The sequence below is a fragment of the Polaribacter sp. Q13 genome (genome assembly GCF_016858305.2).
Classification (GTDB): Bacteria; Bacteroidota; Bacteroidia; order Flavobacteriales; family Flavobacteriaceae; genus Polaribacter.
The window spans coordinates 1,204,211-1,221,575 of record NZ_CP074436.1 but is presented as its reverse complement, the minus strand read 5'-3'; the positions used below and the strand labels follow the sequence as shown (position 1 = coordinate 1,221,575).

Annotated in this window: 14 protein-coding genes; 12 read left to right on the top strand and 2 right to left on the bottom strand. The window is 29.8% G+C overall.

Features of this window, described 5'->3' with window-relative positions; translation table 11 throughout:
- Positions 1 to 42: 42 nt before the first annotated feature.
- Entirely contained in the window at positions 43 to 3,132 is a 3,090-nt protein-coding gene (locus tag JOP69_RS04960) for a hypothetical protein (RefSeq protein WP_203392200.1), read from the bottom strand.
- 180 nt (positions 3,133 to 3,312) lie between these two features.
- Between JOP69_RS04960 and JOP69_RS04955 the strand changes: the two genes are divergently transcribed.
- From JOP69_RS04955 to manA, 3 genes are all read left to right on the top strand, one after another.
- On the top strand, positions 3,313 to 4,467 hold the full coding sequence (locus tag JOP69_RS04955) for a response regulator (protein ID WP_203392201.1): 1,155 nt from the start codon (positions 3,313 to 3,315) through the stop codon (positions 4,465 to 4,467).
- A gap of 71 nt (positions 4,468 to 4,538) precedes the next feature.
- Positions 4,539 to 4,949: a hypothetical protein gene (locus tag JOP69_RS04950; RefSeq protein WP_203392202.1), complete on the top strand. Its 411-nt coding sequence runs from the start codon at positions 4,539 to 4,541 to the stop codon at positions 4,947 to 4,949.
- Positions 4,950 to 4,958: 9 nt separating this feature from the next.
- Positions 4,959 to 6,185: a mannose-6-phosphate isomerase, class I gene (gene manA / locus JOP69_RS04945; protein WP_203392203.1), complete on the top strand. Its 1,227-nt coding sequence runs from the start codon at positions 4,959 to 4,961 to the stop codon at positions 6,183 to 6,185.
- Positions 6,186 to 6,194: 9 nt separating this feature from the next.
- On the opposite strand, the gene JOP69_RS04940 is transcribed toward manA, so the two are convergent.
- Positions 6,195 to 6,554, bottom strand: coding sequence for a hypothetical protein (locus JOP69_RS04940; protein ID WP_203392204.1), 360 nt, complete (start codon positions 6,552 to 6,554; stop codon positions 6,195 to 6,197).
- A gap of 1,558 nt (positions 6,555 to 8,112) precedes the next feature.
- Here JOP69_RS04940 and JOP69_RS04935 point away from each other — a divergent pair.
- The 9 genes from JOP69_RS04935 to JOP69_RS04895 all read left to right on the top strand — a co-directional run bounded on the left by JOP69_RS04935 (position 8,113) and on the right by JOP69_RS04895 (position 17,306).
- On the top strand, positions 8,113 to 8,682 hold the full coding sequence (locus JOP69_RS04935) for a UpxY family transcription antiterminator (RefSeq protein WP_203392205.1): 570 nt from the start codon (positions 8,113 to 8,115) through the stop codon (positions 8,680 to 8,682).
- 101 nt (positions 8,683 to 8,783) lie between these two features.
- Positions 8,784 to 10,316, top strand: a complete 1,533-nt coding sequence (locus JOP69_RS04930) for a hypothetical protein (protein ID WP_203392206.1) — start codon at positions 8,784 to 8,786, stop codon at positions 10,314 to 10,316.
- Positions 10,317 to 10,319: 3 nt separating this feature from the next.
- Positions 10,320 to 11,102, top strand: a complete 783-nt coding sequence (locus tag JOP69_RS04925) for a hypothetical protein (protein ID WP_203392207.1) — start codon at positions 10,320 to 10,322, stop codon at positions 11,100 to 11,102.
- 46 nt (positions 11,103 to 11,148) lie between these two features.
- Positions 11,149 to 12,129, top strand: coding sequence for a hypothetical protein (locus JOP69_RS04920; RefSeq protein WP_203392208.1), 981 nt, complete (start codon positions 11,149 to 11,151; stop codon positions 12,127 to 12,129).
- Positions 12,126 to 13,100: a hypothetical protein gene (locus JOP69_RS04915; protein WP_203392209.1), complete on the top strand. Its 975-nt coding sequence runs from the start codon at positions 12,126 to 12,128 to the stop codon at positions 13,098 to 13,100. Before JOP69_RS04920 ends, JOP69_RS04915 begins: the two co-directional genes overlap by 4 nt.
- 23 nt (positions 13,101 to 13,123) lie before the next feature.
- Positions 13,124 to 13,921, top strand: coding sequence for an acyltransferase (locus JOP69_RS04910; RefSeq protein WP_203392210.1), 798 nt, complete (start codon positions 13,124 to 13,126; stop codon positions 13,919 to 13,921).
- A 3-nt stretch (positions 13,922 to 13,924) separates the two neighbouring features.
- The gene (locus JOP69_RS04905; protein ID WP_203392211.1) at positions 13,925 to 15,175 is read left to right on the top strand and encodes a DUF2264 domain-containing protein; all 1,251 of its coding nucleotides are present in this window, start codon (positions 13,925 to 13,927) and stop codon (positions 15,173 to 15,175) included.
- On the top strand, positions 15,172 to 16,071 hold the full coding sequence (locus tag JOP69_RS04900) for a glycosyltransferase family 2 protein (protein ID WP_203392212.1): 900 nt from the start codon (positions 15,172 to 15,174) through the stop codon (positions 16,069 to 16,071). The genes JOP69_RS04905 and JOP69_RS04900 overlap by 4 nt, the downstream gene beginning before the upstream one ends.
- A gap of 5 nt (positions 16,072 to 16,076) precedes the next feature.
- The gene (locus JOP69_RS04895) at positions 16,077 to 17,306 is read left to right on the top strand and encodes a glycosyltransferase family 4 protein (protein WP_203392213.1); all 1,230 of its coding nucleotides are present in this window, start codon (positions 16,077 to 16,079) and stop codon (positions 17,304 to 17,306) included.
- Positions 17,307 to 17,365: the final 59 nt, after the last annotated feature.

Sequence of the window (17,365 nt, the reverse complement as noted above, 5' to 3'; positions counted from 1 at the left end):
CGAACTGAAACAGTATCAGAAAAAAAACTTGTTTTAACTTCATTATTTTGGATTACCGATATACATACTTAATTCTATTCTTACATAACTAAAAAGTGGATGTGTTACTTTTTGTAAGTTACCAATGGTTTGATTTTTTATTCTTTTTGGCATTATTTTAAAGGCAATATCTTTATTTGGCAAACCGTTTACAAAACAAAAACTCATGTCATCATTAATGGTTTTTATAACTGGGTTTAGCGGTATTGGATAGTTAAAACGCAGTTTTCTTTCTTGTCGTATTCCTTCTTTTAAAAACAGGTTGTCTACCCAAATCATTTCTTTTTTCTCATTGTAAAATGTAATAATTAATTGAGGAACTGTAATTTCTTGAATTCCACTATTAAATAAAGTTCCGCTAATAACATTAGGTGTAATATTCATTTCACTTAAAACAATGTCTTTAAAAAGATCAGAATTTGTGGTGTTTCCTGCAGCTTGTAAATTAAATTTTGTGGGTTGTTCACTTAATTCTACAGGCGTAAATTCATCTGGATTAAATGTTTTTGGAATAGAATCTTTTGTTTTAGACCAGGCAATACCTTCAAAATTAATTCTAAAAGCACTAATTTCTTTAGGCATTAACTTGTGTTTTAAAATGTGTTTTGCATTGTAGGTTGCCAGCTCTTTATTATCATCATTATAAAGCGTTCCTTTTAAGACTACGTCTGATGGAACATTGTCTATATTTTGTACTTCACCAATAATAGCATACCGTTTGTTAAATTTTATCAGTTTAGCAGATACAATTTCTAATACAGGTTGTTTTAACACATCTTCATGATGGGTTTGTTCTGTGGTAATTCTTCTTCTTCCTTGGTTAAAATAACCCGTAGAATTCTTAGAGTATAATTGATCTGGCGGTAAATCTATCGATTTTCTTGTAGGTTTTAAATACCACTTACTGTTTCTTTTAACCGCTGTTTTAAATTCTGTTTTCGATAATTTTTCAAGAGGAGTAATCCATTTTGTTTCTACTTTTAAAGTAGCCATACTATCTGTTTGTTTTATAATTTCTGTAGTAATAGCATCTAATTTTGCATAAGAACTTAATAAACCATCTGTAACCGATATTTCTAATAAATATTGAGCACGTGTAAGTTGATCTTCTGGGTCTATATAGGTAAAACTTTTATTCAATTCTTTAAAATCGACAGCGTCATAATACGCTTTTACCACATTTTCTGGAGACCTTTGGGTATCATTTTTAATGTAAAACATATAGCAAGCATACGCAATAACAAGTATTAATACTACTGCCCAAATATGAAGTGCTTTTAAAACAATTCTAGGAAATTTATTATATTCTACTTTAAATTTAAAGTAAACCGGTACCGCTTTTATTTTTGTTTTTAAACTGTTTACAAATAAGGATTGTACATTTAAAATAAAGGCAATAAGCACGGTTAAAAAAGGAATAATTCCCCAAATTATTTTCACCCATGCAGGTACATCTTCTTTTGGTAAAATAGAAGAAATAGGAGGTACGTTTAGTTTTTCCCAAACCATAATACCATTTTCTAACTGAGATAAACGCTGCCATCCGCAGAAAAATAATACCGGATCATAAAATTTATCATTCGAAAAAATATATTTTAAATTGTATTTCTCTGGAGTTGTTAAAAACTGTTGCAAAGAACCAATACCAGCAACTCCTTTAAATTTAGAATTTTCTAAACGCTCTATGGGTCTTGTGGTTAATTCTGGTAATCGTCTTGCAGAGTGGTAATTACCATCTACACTTAAAGCATTTGTTTGTGCAGCTAACCATGCCATTTGATCTCCAAAACCTAACGTTAAATACCGCCATTGATCATGAGAATCTTGACTCAAAAAATTAACAATAGGCAACATTTTTATTTTTTGAGGTTGTGACGGTCTAAAGTATCCTAAGCTCATAGTAAAAATGACCATAGAAACGTAAGCGCCTGCTAAAAGGCCTCCTATTAATCTATGATAAACGGCGCCAAACCGATCTTGTATTAACGTTTTTAAATCACCTTCTACAAACCTATAAATAAATTCGCCAAAAATAGGAATAGACATAATGGTAGCCCAAAGTGTAAATCTATCTAGCGTTAAAATATTAAAGGCATTTTCACCTAAAAGTATTTTGGGTATTGGGGTTGTTCCTCCTGTACCTAAAATAACCAACATGGTAAAAGAGATACCAAAACAGATATATCTTTTACTAAAATATCTGTAGAATAAATAAGGAAGCACAAACAATAAAAGTCCCCATGGAATTGTAAAAAACACCAAACCAGATGAGGTTACTTCTATAAAACTATCTCTAGAACCATGCGGAATTGGTACTTGAGTAATTGGATTTAATTTAGAGTTCATCCAATAAGGAAAAATGCAAAATATAATAAGTAGTAAAGCAGAAAAACCAAATGTTAAGTTTCGTTTTAATTGTTTCATAAACGTTTTTAGAAACAATAAGAATGTAACATTTTTATAAGAACCTGCTTCTTCTTTAGCAACATCCATAATTACAGTACCAATTAGAGGAAAAATAAAAAATAACATTCCAAAAATGGGGGTAACATGATGAGAGGTTACGGTAACGGCAATTAAAGAAAGCGATGTAAAGAAAAATTTATATTTACCTGTTTTAAGCCATAAATAAATTTCTGGTAAGGAATGCATTAAAACGGAAACTCCAATAATACTGGGCAATTGCCCAAAAATATGCAAGGTTTCTACAAAAGAGGAAGAAAATACGGCTAAAATAGCCGCATAACCAGCAACAGTTCTATTTGCTGTTATTAGTAAAGAATATCTATAAGCACCCGTAACAAAGAGTAAAATAGCAATTAGGGCAACCGTAAACATTCCAAATTTTAGCCCTCCTATTAAAGATAATGCGCCAATTGTTTGATGTACTAAAGGCGGATAACTTTGTACCGTAAAACCAGTGTACCACTTATAGTTCCAAGGTTCAAACCAATGATGTGCATAATGATCTGCAAAAAATAAATGAATTAAAGCATCATAAGTAGTTTCTAGTGTAAAGAAAATAGTAGATCCATGAAAAAGTACTGCCAAAAGAATTGCAGTAATTAAGTATTTATTAGATTTTTCTTTCATTAACAGAAGTCGGGCTTATAATGATGTAAAGATAAATATTTTTAAGGATAATTTTTTATATTAGTCTAAAGTAAACTACCTTTCAACTGAGTTAAACTACCTTTAATAACTAATTTAAAAGTAAGGTAATAAAACTAAAGTATTTTTGCAGTGTAATTAATTAATAAAAAAACCCCAGACATGAAAATATTAGCAATAGATGATCAGAAATTAGTTTTAATTCCATTAGAAGTTAGATTAAAAGAAATGGGCTATGAAGTAATTACGGAAACTGATGGTGTAAAAGGAATTGAATTATTTAATTCTTTTCAGCCAGATTTAGTTATTGTTGATATTAATATGCCTACCATTTCTGGGTTAGAAGTTGTAAGACATATTAGAGAAGTAAAAAAATCTGACACCCCAATTATGATTTTATCTGGTAATACAGATGATGAAATGATTACCAAAGGTTTTGAGCTAGGAGTAAATGATTACATGAAAAAGCCATTAAGTTTAACAGAGGTTGGCTTAAGAACAAAAAGATTAATTGGTGCTCCAGAAAATATGGATAGCACAAAAAAATACTCAAACACCATTATTCAAGAAAGATGTGTAGGTGTTGTAATTCCTTGTTATAACGAAGAAGAAAGATTGTTAAGTAAAGAGTTTACAGATTATATAGATAAAAACTCTGGCTATCATTTGTGTTTTGTAAACGATGGAAGTAAAGATAAAACATTAGAAGTTTTAAATACACTAAGAAAAGGTAGAGAAGATTTTATTACCGTGTACGATTGTGAAAAAAATGGAGGTAAAGCAGAAGCCGTAAGACAAGGAATGTTATACATGGCTAAACAAGAAGATTTAGACTTTATAGGATTTTTAGATGCCGATTTATCTACAGATTTAGCCGATTTTGACGATTTAGTTACCACTATTGAAGGGAATGAAAAGTATAAAATAGTAAGTGGTTCTAGAATTAGTAGAATGGGGGCGAATATTACTAAAGAATCTGCAAGGAAAATTATTAGTATGACGATTAATTTTATCATCAGAAAAATACTTTCTATGGACTTTAAGGATACACAATGTGGAGCAAAAATATTTCATAAAGATGTTATTGATATTTCTTTTGGTGATAAATTTGTAACACAATGGATTTTTGATATAGAAATTTTTAGAAGAATAACACTTCATTATGGATTGGATAAAGCAAAAGAAATGTTATGTGAGCAACCCTTAAAAAGATGGATTCATGCAGATGGTTCTAAACTATCTATGAAAGATTCTGTAAAAATAGTGGGGCAATTAGGTCAAATAGCTTGGTTTTATAGAAAAGGAAAGAAAAAATAGTTTGTTAAAAATAAAGGAATTGTTGGTCTAAAATGCATTAACAGTGCTTAAAATTATAAAAAAAAGGAAATATGAAGAAAGGGATCATCGTTGTTTTTGGTAAGAACGATATGGATGTTTTAGAAAATTTCTATTTAAAATCATTCTTTAATAAACAATATAAAATATGTCTTGTAAATAATGGCAATGATAATAAAATATTAAAATTTCTTTTTAAGTTAAAAGAATCTTCTAAATTTGATATTTCTATTTTAAATTTACGAAAAGAAAAGACATCCATGTCTGCAGTAAAAGCGGGTGTACGATTTTTGTCTAAAACAGAAGATATTAATTTGATTGTTCACACATCACCAAAAAATATTTTCAACAAAACGCTAATGAAGAAAATGAGGAAGATATCTGCGGAAGATTTGGTTCATAAAATAGATGAAAGAGTACTATTAAGAAAAGTCTATGATCTTAAAGAATTAATAAACGGCTAATAAAAAAATATGGGGAATTTGGATACAAAAGACAATAGACTATTTAGAATTGAAGGACAAGTGCAAAATTATGATTGGGGGGGAGAAAGCTTCATTCCTAATTTAGTTTCACAACCGATAGTACCAAACACCACGTATGCAGAATATTGGTTAGGGGCGCATTTAAAAGCACCATCAAAAGTAATTACAGATAAAGGCAGCGTTTCTTTAGAGCAGTTTTTAGATCAAAATAGAACAGAGAACTTAGGGGCAGAGGTGGCAACCGACTTTGGTAAATTACCCTATTTGTTTAAAGTTTTAGATGTTAGTAAAATGCTTTCTATACAAGTACACCCTAGTATTGCTGCGGCTAAAATAGGGTATAAAAAAGAAAACGAACAAGGAATTCCTTTAACAGCAAGTAATAGAAATTTTAAAGACGAAAATCACAAGCCAGAAATAATGGTGGCTTTAACAGATTTTTGGTTGTTACATGGTTTTTTAGAACAAGAAAAATTAGTAAAAAACTTAAAAGAAACGGTAGAATTAAGTTTCTTATTAAACACTTTTTTAGAAGAAGGGTATTTAGGACTTTATAAAAAGGTAATGGAATATAGCCAAGAAGAGGTAAATACAATTTTAAGACCTTTGGTAAAAAGAATTCTACCTAAATATAGAAAGAATGAGTTAGCGAAATCTTCGCCAGCATTTTGGGCAGCAAAATCATTAAACAATAAAGATACTGAAGATATTGATAAAGGAATCTTTTCTATTTACTTTTTTAATATTTTAAATTTAAGCAGGGGAGAAGCTATTTTTCAGGATGCAGGTGTGCCACATGCGTATTTAGAAGGTGTAAATATGGAGTTAATGGCAAATTCAGACAATGTTTTAAGAGCTGGATTAACAAGCAAGCATATAGATGTTGCCGAATTGATTAAAAACACAAAATTCGAAGAAACGATTCCGAATATTTTACTTGGTGATGAAAATAAAGCAAACGGAGAAGTTGTTTTTAAAACCAAGGCTAAAGATTTTGAACTAAGTAAAATTGAATTGACAAAAACGGTCACTCATACTGCTACTTCAAATTCTGTAGAAATATTAATGGCTTTAAAAGGAGCTGCCACTGTTACCCAAAATAACGAGTCTATTTCCTTAGATAAAGGGCAGTCTGTACTTATAAAAGCGAATACAACTTATCAGATTACAACAACCTCTGAGGTAGAAATTTACAAGGCAAGTGTGCCAAAATAAAATTAGAATCTAATTTAAAATTGTTTTAGCGTTTTTTACTCTAAAACAATTTTCTGATCCTAAGAATTTCGGGTTTCCTGCTTCTTCAGACCAAAAACCTTCTAAAATATCTTTGTTTAAACATTTATAAACCACCACTCCTTTATATATTTTATCTTCAAAGCCTACATATGTAAAGTTGATCACAAGAATGTTATTTTTAAAAAATCCTGTACCAGATTGTTCTTGAGATTCACTAATATTCCATTTGGCAACAATTCTTTCATTTTCATCTAAAGATAAATGAAGTTCTCCTTTATACGTGTTTTTATCAGCATCTTGATTGCTGCCAATAATAGAAAAAGTGCCTACTACATCTTGAATTGTCATTTTTTAGAAAGATTAACCCTTTAAGGTAATTGGTTTATAGTAATAGAAGATCATTGCTATCACAATCTTGATAACTAACAGGAACTTCTTTATAATTATCATCGAATGCTACAGGATAGATATCCCATGTACCTAATACATCATTACTAGAAACAGATGTATTTACATTTGCATAAAGATGAGTGTCAAGGTCAAATTTAGAGTCTTCATTAGTGCAAGAAGTACATAAAAGATACGCTAAGAAGAATACATGGTAAAACCTAAATTTCATGTTTTTTTTAATTTTTTATAAATATAAAACTACTTTTTAAAAGAATAGATTCTTTTTCTGTATTTAGTGATAATTTAGGATCTAGAGCGAATGTTGCGTTAGTAGATGCTTTATTTGTTCTAAAAATTAGAACTGTTTGCAGATGTAAACATATTTCTACCTTTTTAAAAAATTGTTCTTGATGGGGAGCATTATAAATAAGGTGTTATCTAGATTTATTATAAGAAACCTGCTTTACGGCTAGTGTAAAGTGCTGCTAATTAAAAGAGTATTTTTGTTGTTATAATTGAGCTTTATTAGAAAAAGGTGAGGACAATTTTTAAAAATGAGTAGTAAATAAGTAGTTTTTTAAGTTAAATAATTAGCTTTTTATGTTAAAAATTCTATATTTGCGAAGAAAGAAAAAGGATTGCTACCCCCCTAAAGGTTCTATATAAGAGTTATATTACTGTAAATCTTATGGTTAACCAATTATCCAACTTTTTATTGAAAATGAGACTTTTTGTTATTAAAGAGTTTCTAATAACGTTGTCATTTTTAAGTATTAAATTTTAATTTACTACTGAAGTGTGATTTTCGGCGGCGAAGCCATATTTTTTGGGATAATTACTTCCAATTTTGGCTTTTAAATTTGCTAAAATTAACAGTAGCATACGTAGTTTAAAATTTAGAAATATCTTAGTTGTAATAGGTTCGGCTTGTTTTAAAAAAAAAAGATCCTCTGCTATAATCAATTTGTATTCTTTTATTTAAAAAAGATGCTTTAAGGTTGTTTTTAAGGTATTAATAGCTAAAACGATACGTTTTAGTGTTATAATTAAGCTTCATTAGAAGAAAATGAGGATAATTGAAAAAAAGAAGAAGTAAGTTAATAATTTACGGTAGTTAAAATAATTACTTTTTAGGTTAAAATAATTGCTATTTAAGTTTAAAGTTTTACATTTCTTTGTCTCGAATAAGGATTGCCACCCCCCTAAGGTTCCATTTAAGAATTATATTATTGTAAGTCTTTTGGTTAACCAATTTCCTATCTTTTTATTGAAAATGAGACTTTTTATTACCTAAAAAGTTCCTGTAAACGTTGTCGTTTTTATGTATTAAATTTTTATTTACTACTAAAATGTGATTTTCGATGGCGAAGCCATAATTATTTGGGAAAAGTGTTTCCAATTTTGTTTTTTGAATTTATTAAAATTAACAATAAAATAAATAGCTTAAAAATTAAAAGTAGCGAAGTCATAATATGTTAGGCTTGTTTTTAAAAAACAATGATTAAAATAAGATAGTATGAATTTACCAAAAAAAACAACAAAAGATAAGCAGTGGTTTGCCGTATTTACTAGACCTAAAGCAGAAAAAAAAGTAGAAGAAAGACTTTCTAAGGCTGGCTTCGAAGTTTTTTTACCTTTACAAACCGTAGTAAAACAATGGAGTGATCGTAAAAAGAAAATGCAAGTGCCCTTAATCAATTCTTATGTGTTTGTGCAAGCAACTCAAAAAGAATTATTAGCAGTTTATCCCATAATAGGTGTTGTTTCTATTTTAAAGTATTTGGGTACATACGCGGTTGTTAAGGATACCGAGATTGAAAATTTAAGAATTCTATCTAACAACACAAATCTTGTTTCAACTATTTGTACCAGAAGAAATAGAATGGCAAAAGGAACAAAAATTACCGTTTTAGAAGGCCCTTTTAAAGGATTACATGGTACCTATTTAACCCATGCAGGAAAAAACATGGTAATTATAGAAATGGAGACTTTAGGTACTTGTGTAGAAGTTACGTTACCTATACAGAGTCTAGAAAAGAATTTAATAAAGCAAGAGAATGCCGTAGTTTTAGATGGCAGAAACTAATACAATGCGTTTCATTTAGAAACATAATTTTTTGAATATTTTTAAATGGTAAATAAAAGAAAAGTATTATTTCTAAATAATTTAGGCAACTAAAACGATACATGAAAGAAGCAAAACGCGTAGCAAAAAATACTGGAATTTTATACGCTCAAATGGCCATCACAGTGTTGATGTCTTTGTACACAACACGTTTAATTCTAGCCGCCTTAGGTGCCGAAGATTTTGGAATCTTTAATGTAGTAGGTGGTGCAATTGTAATGTTAACCTTTTTAAATGCAGCAATGGCAGGAGCTTCACAGCGGTTTATGTCTTTTGCGCAAGGAGAAGGTAATTTTAAAAAACAAAAAAATATTTTTAATATTAGCCTGGTATTACATTTTTTTATTGCCATTATTGTGGTTGTTTTATTAGAAGTAGTGGGCTATTTTCTGTTTGATGGTATTTTAAAAATTGATATAGAACGGATAGGTGTTGCCAAACTTATCTATCAATTTTTAATTGTAAGTACGTTTTTTACCATAATATCCGTACCGTATGATGCAATTATTAATGCGCACGAAAACATGTTATTTGTAGCTATTTTACGCATAGCGGAAACGATATTTAAGTTAGGCATCGCCTTATTTATTACTTATACGAGTTTCGATAGATTATATATGTATGGGCTTTTAATGGCTTCACTATCTGTCTTGTTATTAATTATACGCCAAATTTATTGTCATAAAAAATACGAAGAAGTAGACATCAATATTAAAAAATATTTTAACAAGCCACTGTTTAAAGAAATGACTAGTTTTGCTGGCTGGAGTTTTTTAGGTTCTTCTAGTAGTTTAATTGCCAATTATGGGCAAGGTATAGTAGTTAATATGTTTTTTGGTACTGCGGTAAATGCTGCTCAAGGGGTTTCTAGTCAAGTAAGTGGGCAATTGGGGGCTTTTGCGAGCACTATGATGAAGGCATTAAATCCTTTAATAGCAAAAAGTGAAGGTGCTGGAGATAGAAGCTTAATGTTAAAAGCGTCTTTTATAGGAAGTAAAGTATCCTTTTTTCTGTTAACCATTTTTTATATACCAGTACTAATAGAAATGCCTTATATTTTTGGGTTTTGGTTGAAAAAAGTTCCTGAATACACCGTTATATTTTGTCAATTATTGTTAGTAAGAAATTTAATAGAACAGCTTTTTCTTACCTTAACATCTTCCATTGCCGCTGTGGGGAATATTAGAAAGTATCAAATATATAAGGCTATCATAACTTTTATGCCTTTAATAATAAGTTACATACTATTTTCTTTCGGCTATCAACCATACACCTTATATATCGTTTTTATTATATATGCCGTTTGTAATGCTGGTATTATTTTATATTTCGCAAAAAAAGAGTGTGGTTTATCTGTCACTAAATATTTAAAAGATGTGGTGTTTAAAAGTGTGTTTACTTTTATAATTTTAATTTTATTAACAGCCATTCCTAATTATTTCTTAGAAGAAAGTTTTATGAGGTTTGCAGTAGTCTTAACTGTAAGTACTTGTTTCTTTTTTGTCGTTGTTTGGTCTATTGGATTAACGATATCTGAAAAAAGTATGGTTGAGAACATATTTAACAATCTTCTTTCAAAATATAAAACAAAATAATAAATGAAAGAGTATTCGATTTTTATTAGTTCCTCAGATGCCTATGCTGATTTATGGCCGGTTTTTTTTGATCTATTCCACAAGTATTGGCCACAATATAAAGGGGATATTTATTTAAATACAGAAAGTAAAACCTATCAACACACTAAATTAAACATAATTTGTACGAATGTTGGGCAACATAACAGCTTTGGAAAAACTTTTAAAAAAGGGCTTGATAGAGTTGAAACTGATTACGTATTACTAATGATGATTGATCATATCTTTATGGCAGATGTAAACCATGCTAAAATGATAGAATATTTTAACTATTTTAAAGATCAAAATATAGACGCTATGTATTTAACACAGCAGGGTTATAGAGAATTAGAAAAAACTAATTTTAAGGATATTGATATTATAGTACCACCTACACAGTTTATGTTCTCTTTTCAAATTTCTTTTTTCAAAAAAAGAGTTCTTAAAAAAATGGTATTACCACATGAAAATCCATGGACTTCTGAAATCTACGGATCAAAACGAGTGAATAAAATGAAATTAAAATTCACTTGTATTTCTAAAACTGCACAATTACCTATAATTTATGATTTATCAGGATGTTTAAATAAAGGAAAGTGGTTAGCAAATGCTAAAGAACACTTAGACAGTATTAATTACTATGTTGATTATAGTAAAAGAGGATTTTATACCAAAACTCAAAGCCCCTTAAAACTTAGAATTAAAATAAGCCTAATTTATAAATTACACTATTTAAAAGGTCGTTATTGGGCTTTATTTCATCAATAGTTATGAAATAAAAAACGGATAAATACTCTATTTAATAAATTAGATCGTGATACAAAAAATAAAAAATAAATTATGGCTAAAGCTTGTAAGCTACGCCAAAAGCAAGAAATGGTATAATTATTTATACAGAGCATATTGGAATAATAATAATAATAATAATAATCCAGCTAGTGTTGAACAATATTTCACAGCGATACCAAATCCAGGAGCAGGCATAGGGCATCAAATGGCCAATTGGATTGCTGGTTATTGGTTTGCGCAACAATTTAACTTAAAATTTACTCACATTCCTTTTTCTTCAATTAAATGGGAAGAATTTTTAGGTTTTGGCGCAGGAGAAATAGCAATTGACGAATTAATAAAACAAGGGTATAAAAAAGTTCGTTTACCACTATTTAATGAAAATAATGTAAAAGAAATTTCTTTAATCAAAAATATTGTTAAGGCATACGCAAATAAAAAAGTTGTTTTTGTTTGTGAACAAGACCAGTTTTATAGAGATCAGTTTGGTGTACAAGAAAGTATTCAAGATAAATTTTTGGCATCAAAAGTTAGAAAAAGTGAAAAAATAATCTATTCAAAGGATAGCTATAATATTGCTATTCATGTGAGGAGAGGAGATATTGTGATTGGCCAAAAAAATAACAATCCCAATTTAGTAATGCGTTGGCAAAACAACGATTATTTTGTAAACGTATTAAGTAATGTTTTAAAGCAGTTAGAAACGAAGATGCCTATTGCTATTTATTTGTTTTCTCAAGGATCTGAAGCAGACTTCCCTGAGTTTAAAAATTTTAAGAATATTACTTTTTGTTTAGATATGAATGCGCAAGATTCTTTTGCTCATATGGTTTTTGCAGATGTATTAATTACCAGTAAAAGTTCCTTTTCTTATAACCCCGCTTTATTAAATAAGGGAATAAAATTAGTGCCAGCTAATTTTTGGCATGGTTATCCAAAGACAAAAGATTGGATTGTGGCCAAAGAAGATGGGACAATTAATAATAACTTAATGGTTGTAGAATGACTAAAATCTTAATTTTGTTTTTGAAATCTCTCCGTAAAATTTATGGAAAATTATGGAAAAAAGAACCACAAAAACCATTATCTGAACAAGACCCAAACAAAGCTTCACAAATCATTTATGATGCTTTAATAGCTGATAAACCTTGTATGATTGCTCGCTTTGGAAGTACTGAGTTAACAACATTGGTGAATTATTTGGGCGTTAAGCAAACTGATAAAAATATATTTAAATATGTTCAAGGGAAAACGTTGCCTTGGTGGTGGAATGAGGGCGTGTTAGAACAGATGCAACGATGGAGTGGTTTTTTCCCTCCAACAGTAAGTAAAATTGAACAGTTTTGTGAGTTAATGATTGCTGATATACCTCAAGTAGATGTTTTAGGTTCTTGGTTGGTGAACGAAAAATATTTTGATAATCTGTTATCTAATGCAGAAAAGATAGACCTCTTAACATTAGATCCTTTTTGGAGTGACTATTCTTGGACAAGGGGTTTAGAAGGAAAAAAAATTTTGGTTATACATCCTTTTACTGAAACAATTGTAAAACAATATCAAAAACGAGAATTGTTGTTTGAAAATAATTTGTTACCAGAATTTGAATTAAAAACGATTAAAGCAGTGCAGAGTATAGCTGGTGAAAAAACACAATTTCAGGATTGGTTTGAGGCCTTGAATTATATGAAGTCTGAAATTGACAAACAAGATTATGATATTTGTTTGATTGGAGCAGGTGCTTATGGTTTTCCATTAGCTGCTCACATAAAGCGAAATGGGAAAAAGGTGATTCATATAGGGGGAAGTCTGCAACTATTATTTGGAATTCGAGGTAAAAGATGGGAGAATTGGGATGAAACTACTAGGAATGGGAAAATTCTGGATTACAAAAAATTAATGAATAAACATTGGGTTTATCCGGGAATGAAAGAAACACCTAAAAATAGTAAAGAGGTAGAAAGTAGTTGTTATTGGTAAAAATAAGAATATAAATGAGAGTTTTGAGTAAAATTATATTAGTTCTATTCCAAATCAAATTGAAGTATCTTTTTTCGTATTCAATTGTGCGAGTAGAGAAAGGTGCAAAATTTGATATTGGGAGCAATGTGAAAATTAAAAACTCATTTATTTTAGTTAAAGCTAATTCTTTATTTAAAATGGAGAATAATGCGAGTTGTAGGAATTCAAATGTTATAGTTGATAGTAACAGCGTTTTTATGCAAGGAGAGTTCGCTATAATTAATCATGTTGATATTAAATTAACTGGGCAATTTGATATAGGTAGAGCATCTATAATTCAAAAAGGAAATGCTATTAAAGCTCTGCAAATTATAATATCAAATTCTAGCTTTACTATTGGTAAATGCAATATGATCAGATGTGAGCGCATTCTAGTCCGATTTGGTGGTCAAATAGTAATTGGTGATTACACCAATATAAATGAAGGGTCAGAGCTTAGGGCTGATGAAAAGATTCAAATAGGAAGTTATAATCAAATTTCTTTTAATTGCATGATTTGGGATACAAATACCCATAATATTTACCCTTATCAGAAACGTCGCTCTTTAACAGAAGAAAAGTTTCCTAATTTTGGGTATGAATACGAGAAGCCTAAAACGAGACCTATAACAATAGGGGATGACTGTTGGATAGGAAGGGAAGCAGCTTTATTAAAAGGGGCTGTATTAGGTGATAAATGTATTGTGGGATTCCGAACAGTAGTTTTGGGTAATACTGTTCCCGATAATCATACAATCGTTTCTGATACTACTAGTAGATTATTACTCAATAAGATATGATGTATGAAAATATCTAAATTTCCAAATGATCGTTCATATTGGGTATCTCAAATGACTCGGATTGCAGACCCTGTTTTAAAAAACTTGGCAAATGACACGCTAAAGCAAAATATGCCCTATGATTTTATTTTGGATCCTAAAGAAAAACGTAGAAAATTTTCTTATTTAGAGGCTATTGGTAGAGTTATTTGCGGAATAGCCCCTTGGTTTGAGTTAGAATCTGATAATACTGATGAAGGAAAATTACGGTCAAAATATTTAAAATTAGCAGTAAAAGGCTTATCAAACTTAGTGAATCCACAAGCTATGGATTATGTAGATTTTGGAAACGGCCAACAGTCATTAGTTGATGCGGCATATTTATCACAAGGCTTATTACGTGCCCCAAAACAACTATGGGGGCAGTTAGATAAATTAACTCAGCAACGTATTATCTATGAACTGAAGAAAACAAGAGTAATAAAACCCAATGATAATAATTGGTTATTATTTGCATCAATGATTGAGGCTGCTTTGTATAGATTTACAGAGCAATGCAATAAGAAAAGATTATTGTATGGCGTTAAAAAATTTATAAAAAAATTTTACAAAGGAGATGGAATATATGGTGATGGAAATATTTTAAATGTAGATTATTACAATAGTTTTGTAATACACCCAATGTTGACAGATATTTTAATGGTTATGAAACGATATAATTTGTCAGGTTCTAAATATTTGAATATTCAGTTAGCTAGACATATTAGATTTGCTGAGATTCAGGAACGTCTCATATCTCCCGAAGGAACTTATCCAATTATTGGTAGAACAATAACTTGTAGATTTGGAGTTTTTCATGCCTTATCACAAGTCGCTTTAATGGGAAGCTTACCAAATTCAATTTCACCAGAACAGGTAAGATCTGGATTAACAGCAATCATCAAGAGGCAATTAAAAAACCCTTTAAATTTTGACCAGAATAATTGGTTAGAGATAGGTTTAACTAGTATTCAACATTCATTGGCAGAGGAATATGTTAATCGTGGTAGTTCTTATCACTGCCTTACTATATTTCTACCATTAGGGTTGCCGAAAGAAGATGTATTTTGGTCTCAACCCTATAAAGAATGGACTAATTTGCAGTTGTGGAATGGAAAGGATGTGAAAGGAGATTATGCATTAATTGAAATAAATAAGATTTCATTTAAAAATTTACTTTTAAAAAATAGTCTTGTAAGGCGTATAATATTATTAAAAAATAAGTTTCATATATGAAAGAGTCAATTGATTTTTCAATAATTATTCCCCATAAGAATGATCCAGTATCACTACAAAGATGCCTTGATTCAATTCCACATCTAAATAATATACAGATAATTATTGTAGATGATAATAGTGATTCAAATATTGTAGATTTTGATTTATTTCCAGGTATTAATGGAAAAGATATAGAAGTATATTTTAATAAAGAAGGAAAAGGAGCTGGTTATGCAAGAAATGTTGGAATGTCTAAAGCTAAAGGTAAATGGTTAATATTTGCTGATGCTGATGATTATTTTACAAGTTCTTTTTACTCAACTATTTTAAAATATGTTAACTCAAATTCAGAAGTGATTTTTTTTAATATAGATTGTGATAAAGTAATGAGTAAGCAAGGAAATGCGTATCAACAAAAAATTGATGCTTACAATCCAAATATACAAGCTAGTATTGACAATCTAAAATATGGAGTATGGGTGCCATGGAGTAAAATGTATAAAAAATCTTTTATTGATTTTTTAGAATTATCTTTTGAAGAAAGAATAGTTGGTAATGATTGTTTTTTTGTATTGATAGCAAATTATAATACCAAAGTAATTGAAGTTGACAGAAATATGATTTACTATCATACCTTCAATAAAACGAGTTTATCACATGGGCATAATAATGATTGGGTTTATGATATTGAAAGGATGAAACTATTTATTTGGCGTGCACGATTCTATTCTAGCATAGGTCATTCAGATTGGCTAAAAGGTGCAGGGATTTATACCTTTCTCATAAATATTAAGGAAAAGTATGGCTTTTATATTTTCCTAAAATCTTTTGTTATCTCAATAAAACAACGTGCTAATTTTTTTCAACCTATTTTTTGGAAATTAAAAAATTATGCTTCACCAATAAAGAGTTAATAATTATGAAAGTTCTTTGGATAACTAATACTTTGTTTCCTGATGTTTGTAAAGAGTTGGGGATCTCTTCACCAGTTGTTGGTGGTTGGATGTACGCTGGAGCAAAAAGTATGTTAGAGGAAAATAAAAAAATAAAATTAAGTGTAGCAACATTGTATAATGGCTCAGATCTTAAGATATTGAACAGAGGTAATATTACTTATTTTTTATTACCCAATAAAGAATTAGAAAAATATTGGCGTTTAGTAAAAGAAAATTTTTTACCAGATATTATTCATATACACGGAACAGAATACCCACATGGTTTAGCGTATGTTAAAGAATGTGGCAATGATGGAGTAGTTGTTTCTATTCAGGGGTTGGTGAGTATATACGAACGTTACTATTTTGGAGGTATTGCAGAAAAAATATTAAGAAAAATGATTACACTTCGGGATAGAATCCGTTTTGATAGTATTTTTACACAGCAAAAGAATATGCGATTGCGAGGATTAAAGGAAAAACTATTAATTAAATCTGTAAATCATATTATTGGCCGTACACAGTGGGATCGGACTCACGCTTGGGCATTAAACCCTAAAATTAGCTATCATTTTTGTAATGAAACACTTCGAGAATCATTTTATGGGCAAAATTGGGCATTAACCACATGTCAGAAGCATTCAATTTTCTTAAGTCAAGCACATTATCCAATTAAGGGCTTGCAGCAAATGATTATAGCTTTACCATTAATCTTAAATCATTATCCAGATACGAAGGTATATGTAGCAGGAAATAATTTTATAACTAATAAAACTTGGCGTTTAAATGGTTTCGCAAAATACATAACCACTTTGATAAAAGAAAATGACCTAACGGATCATATCATTTTTACCGGACTACTATCTGAAGCTGAAATGTGTAAAAGATATCTAAAGTCGAATGTTTTTGTTTGTCCTTCTTCCATCGAAAATAGTCCCAATTCAGTAGGTGAAGCCCAATTATTAGGTGTTCCTTGTGTAGCTTCTTACGTTGGAGGTACTCCAGATATGATTACCCATGGAGAATCGGGCTTACTGTATCGTTTTGAAGAAGTGGAAATGTTGGCAAAGTCAGTATGTGATATATTTTCGGATGATGAATTTACAAGCAAACTATCAGTCAACGGAAAAAAAGCTGCTGTATTACGTCACAATGGAAAGCACAATGCTCAAAGGTTAAATGCAATATATCAAACAGTATGCAAAAAATTATAACTCTTCTATTTAAGTTATTCCGAAACCTATACGGTTCAGTAAGGAAGTGTGCTAATACT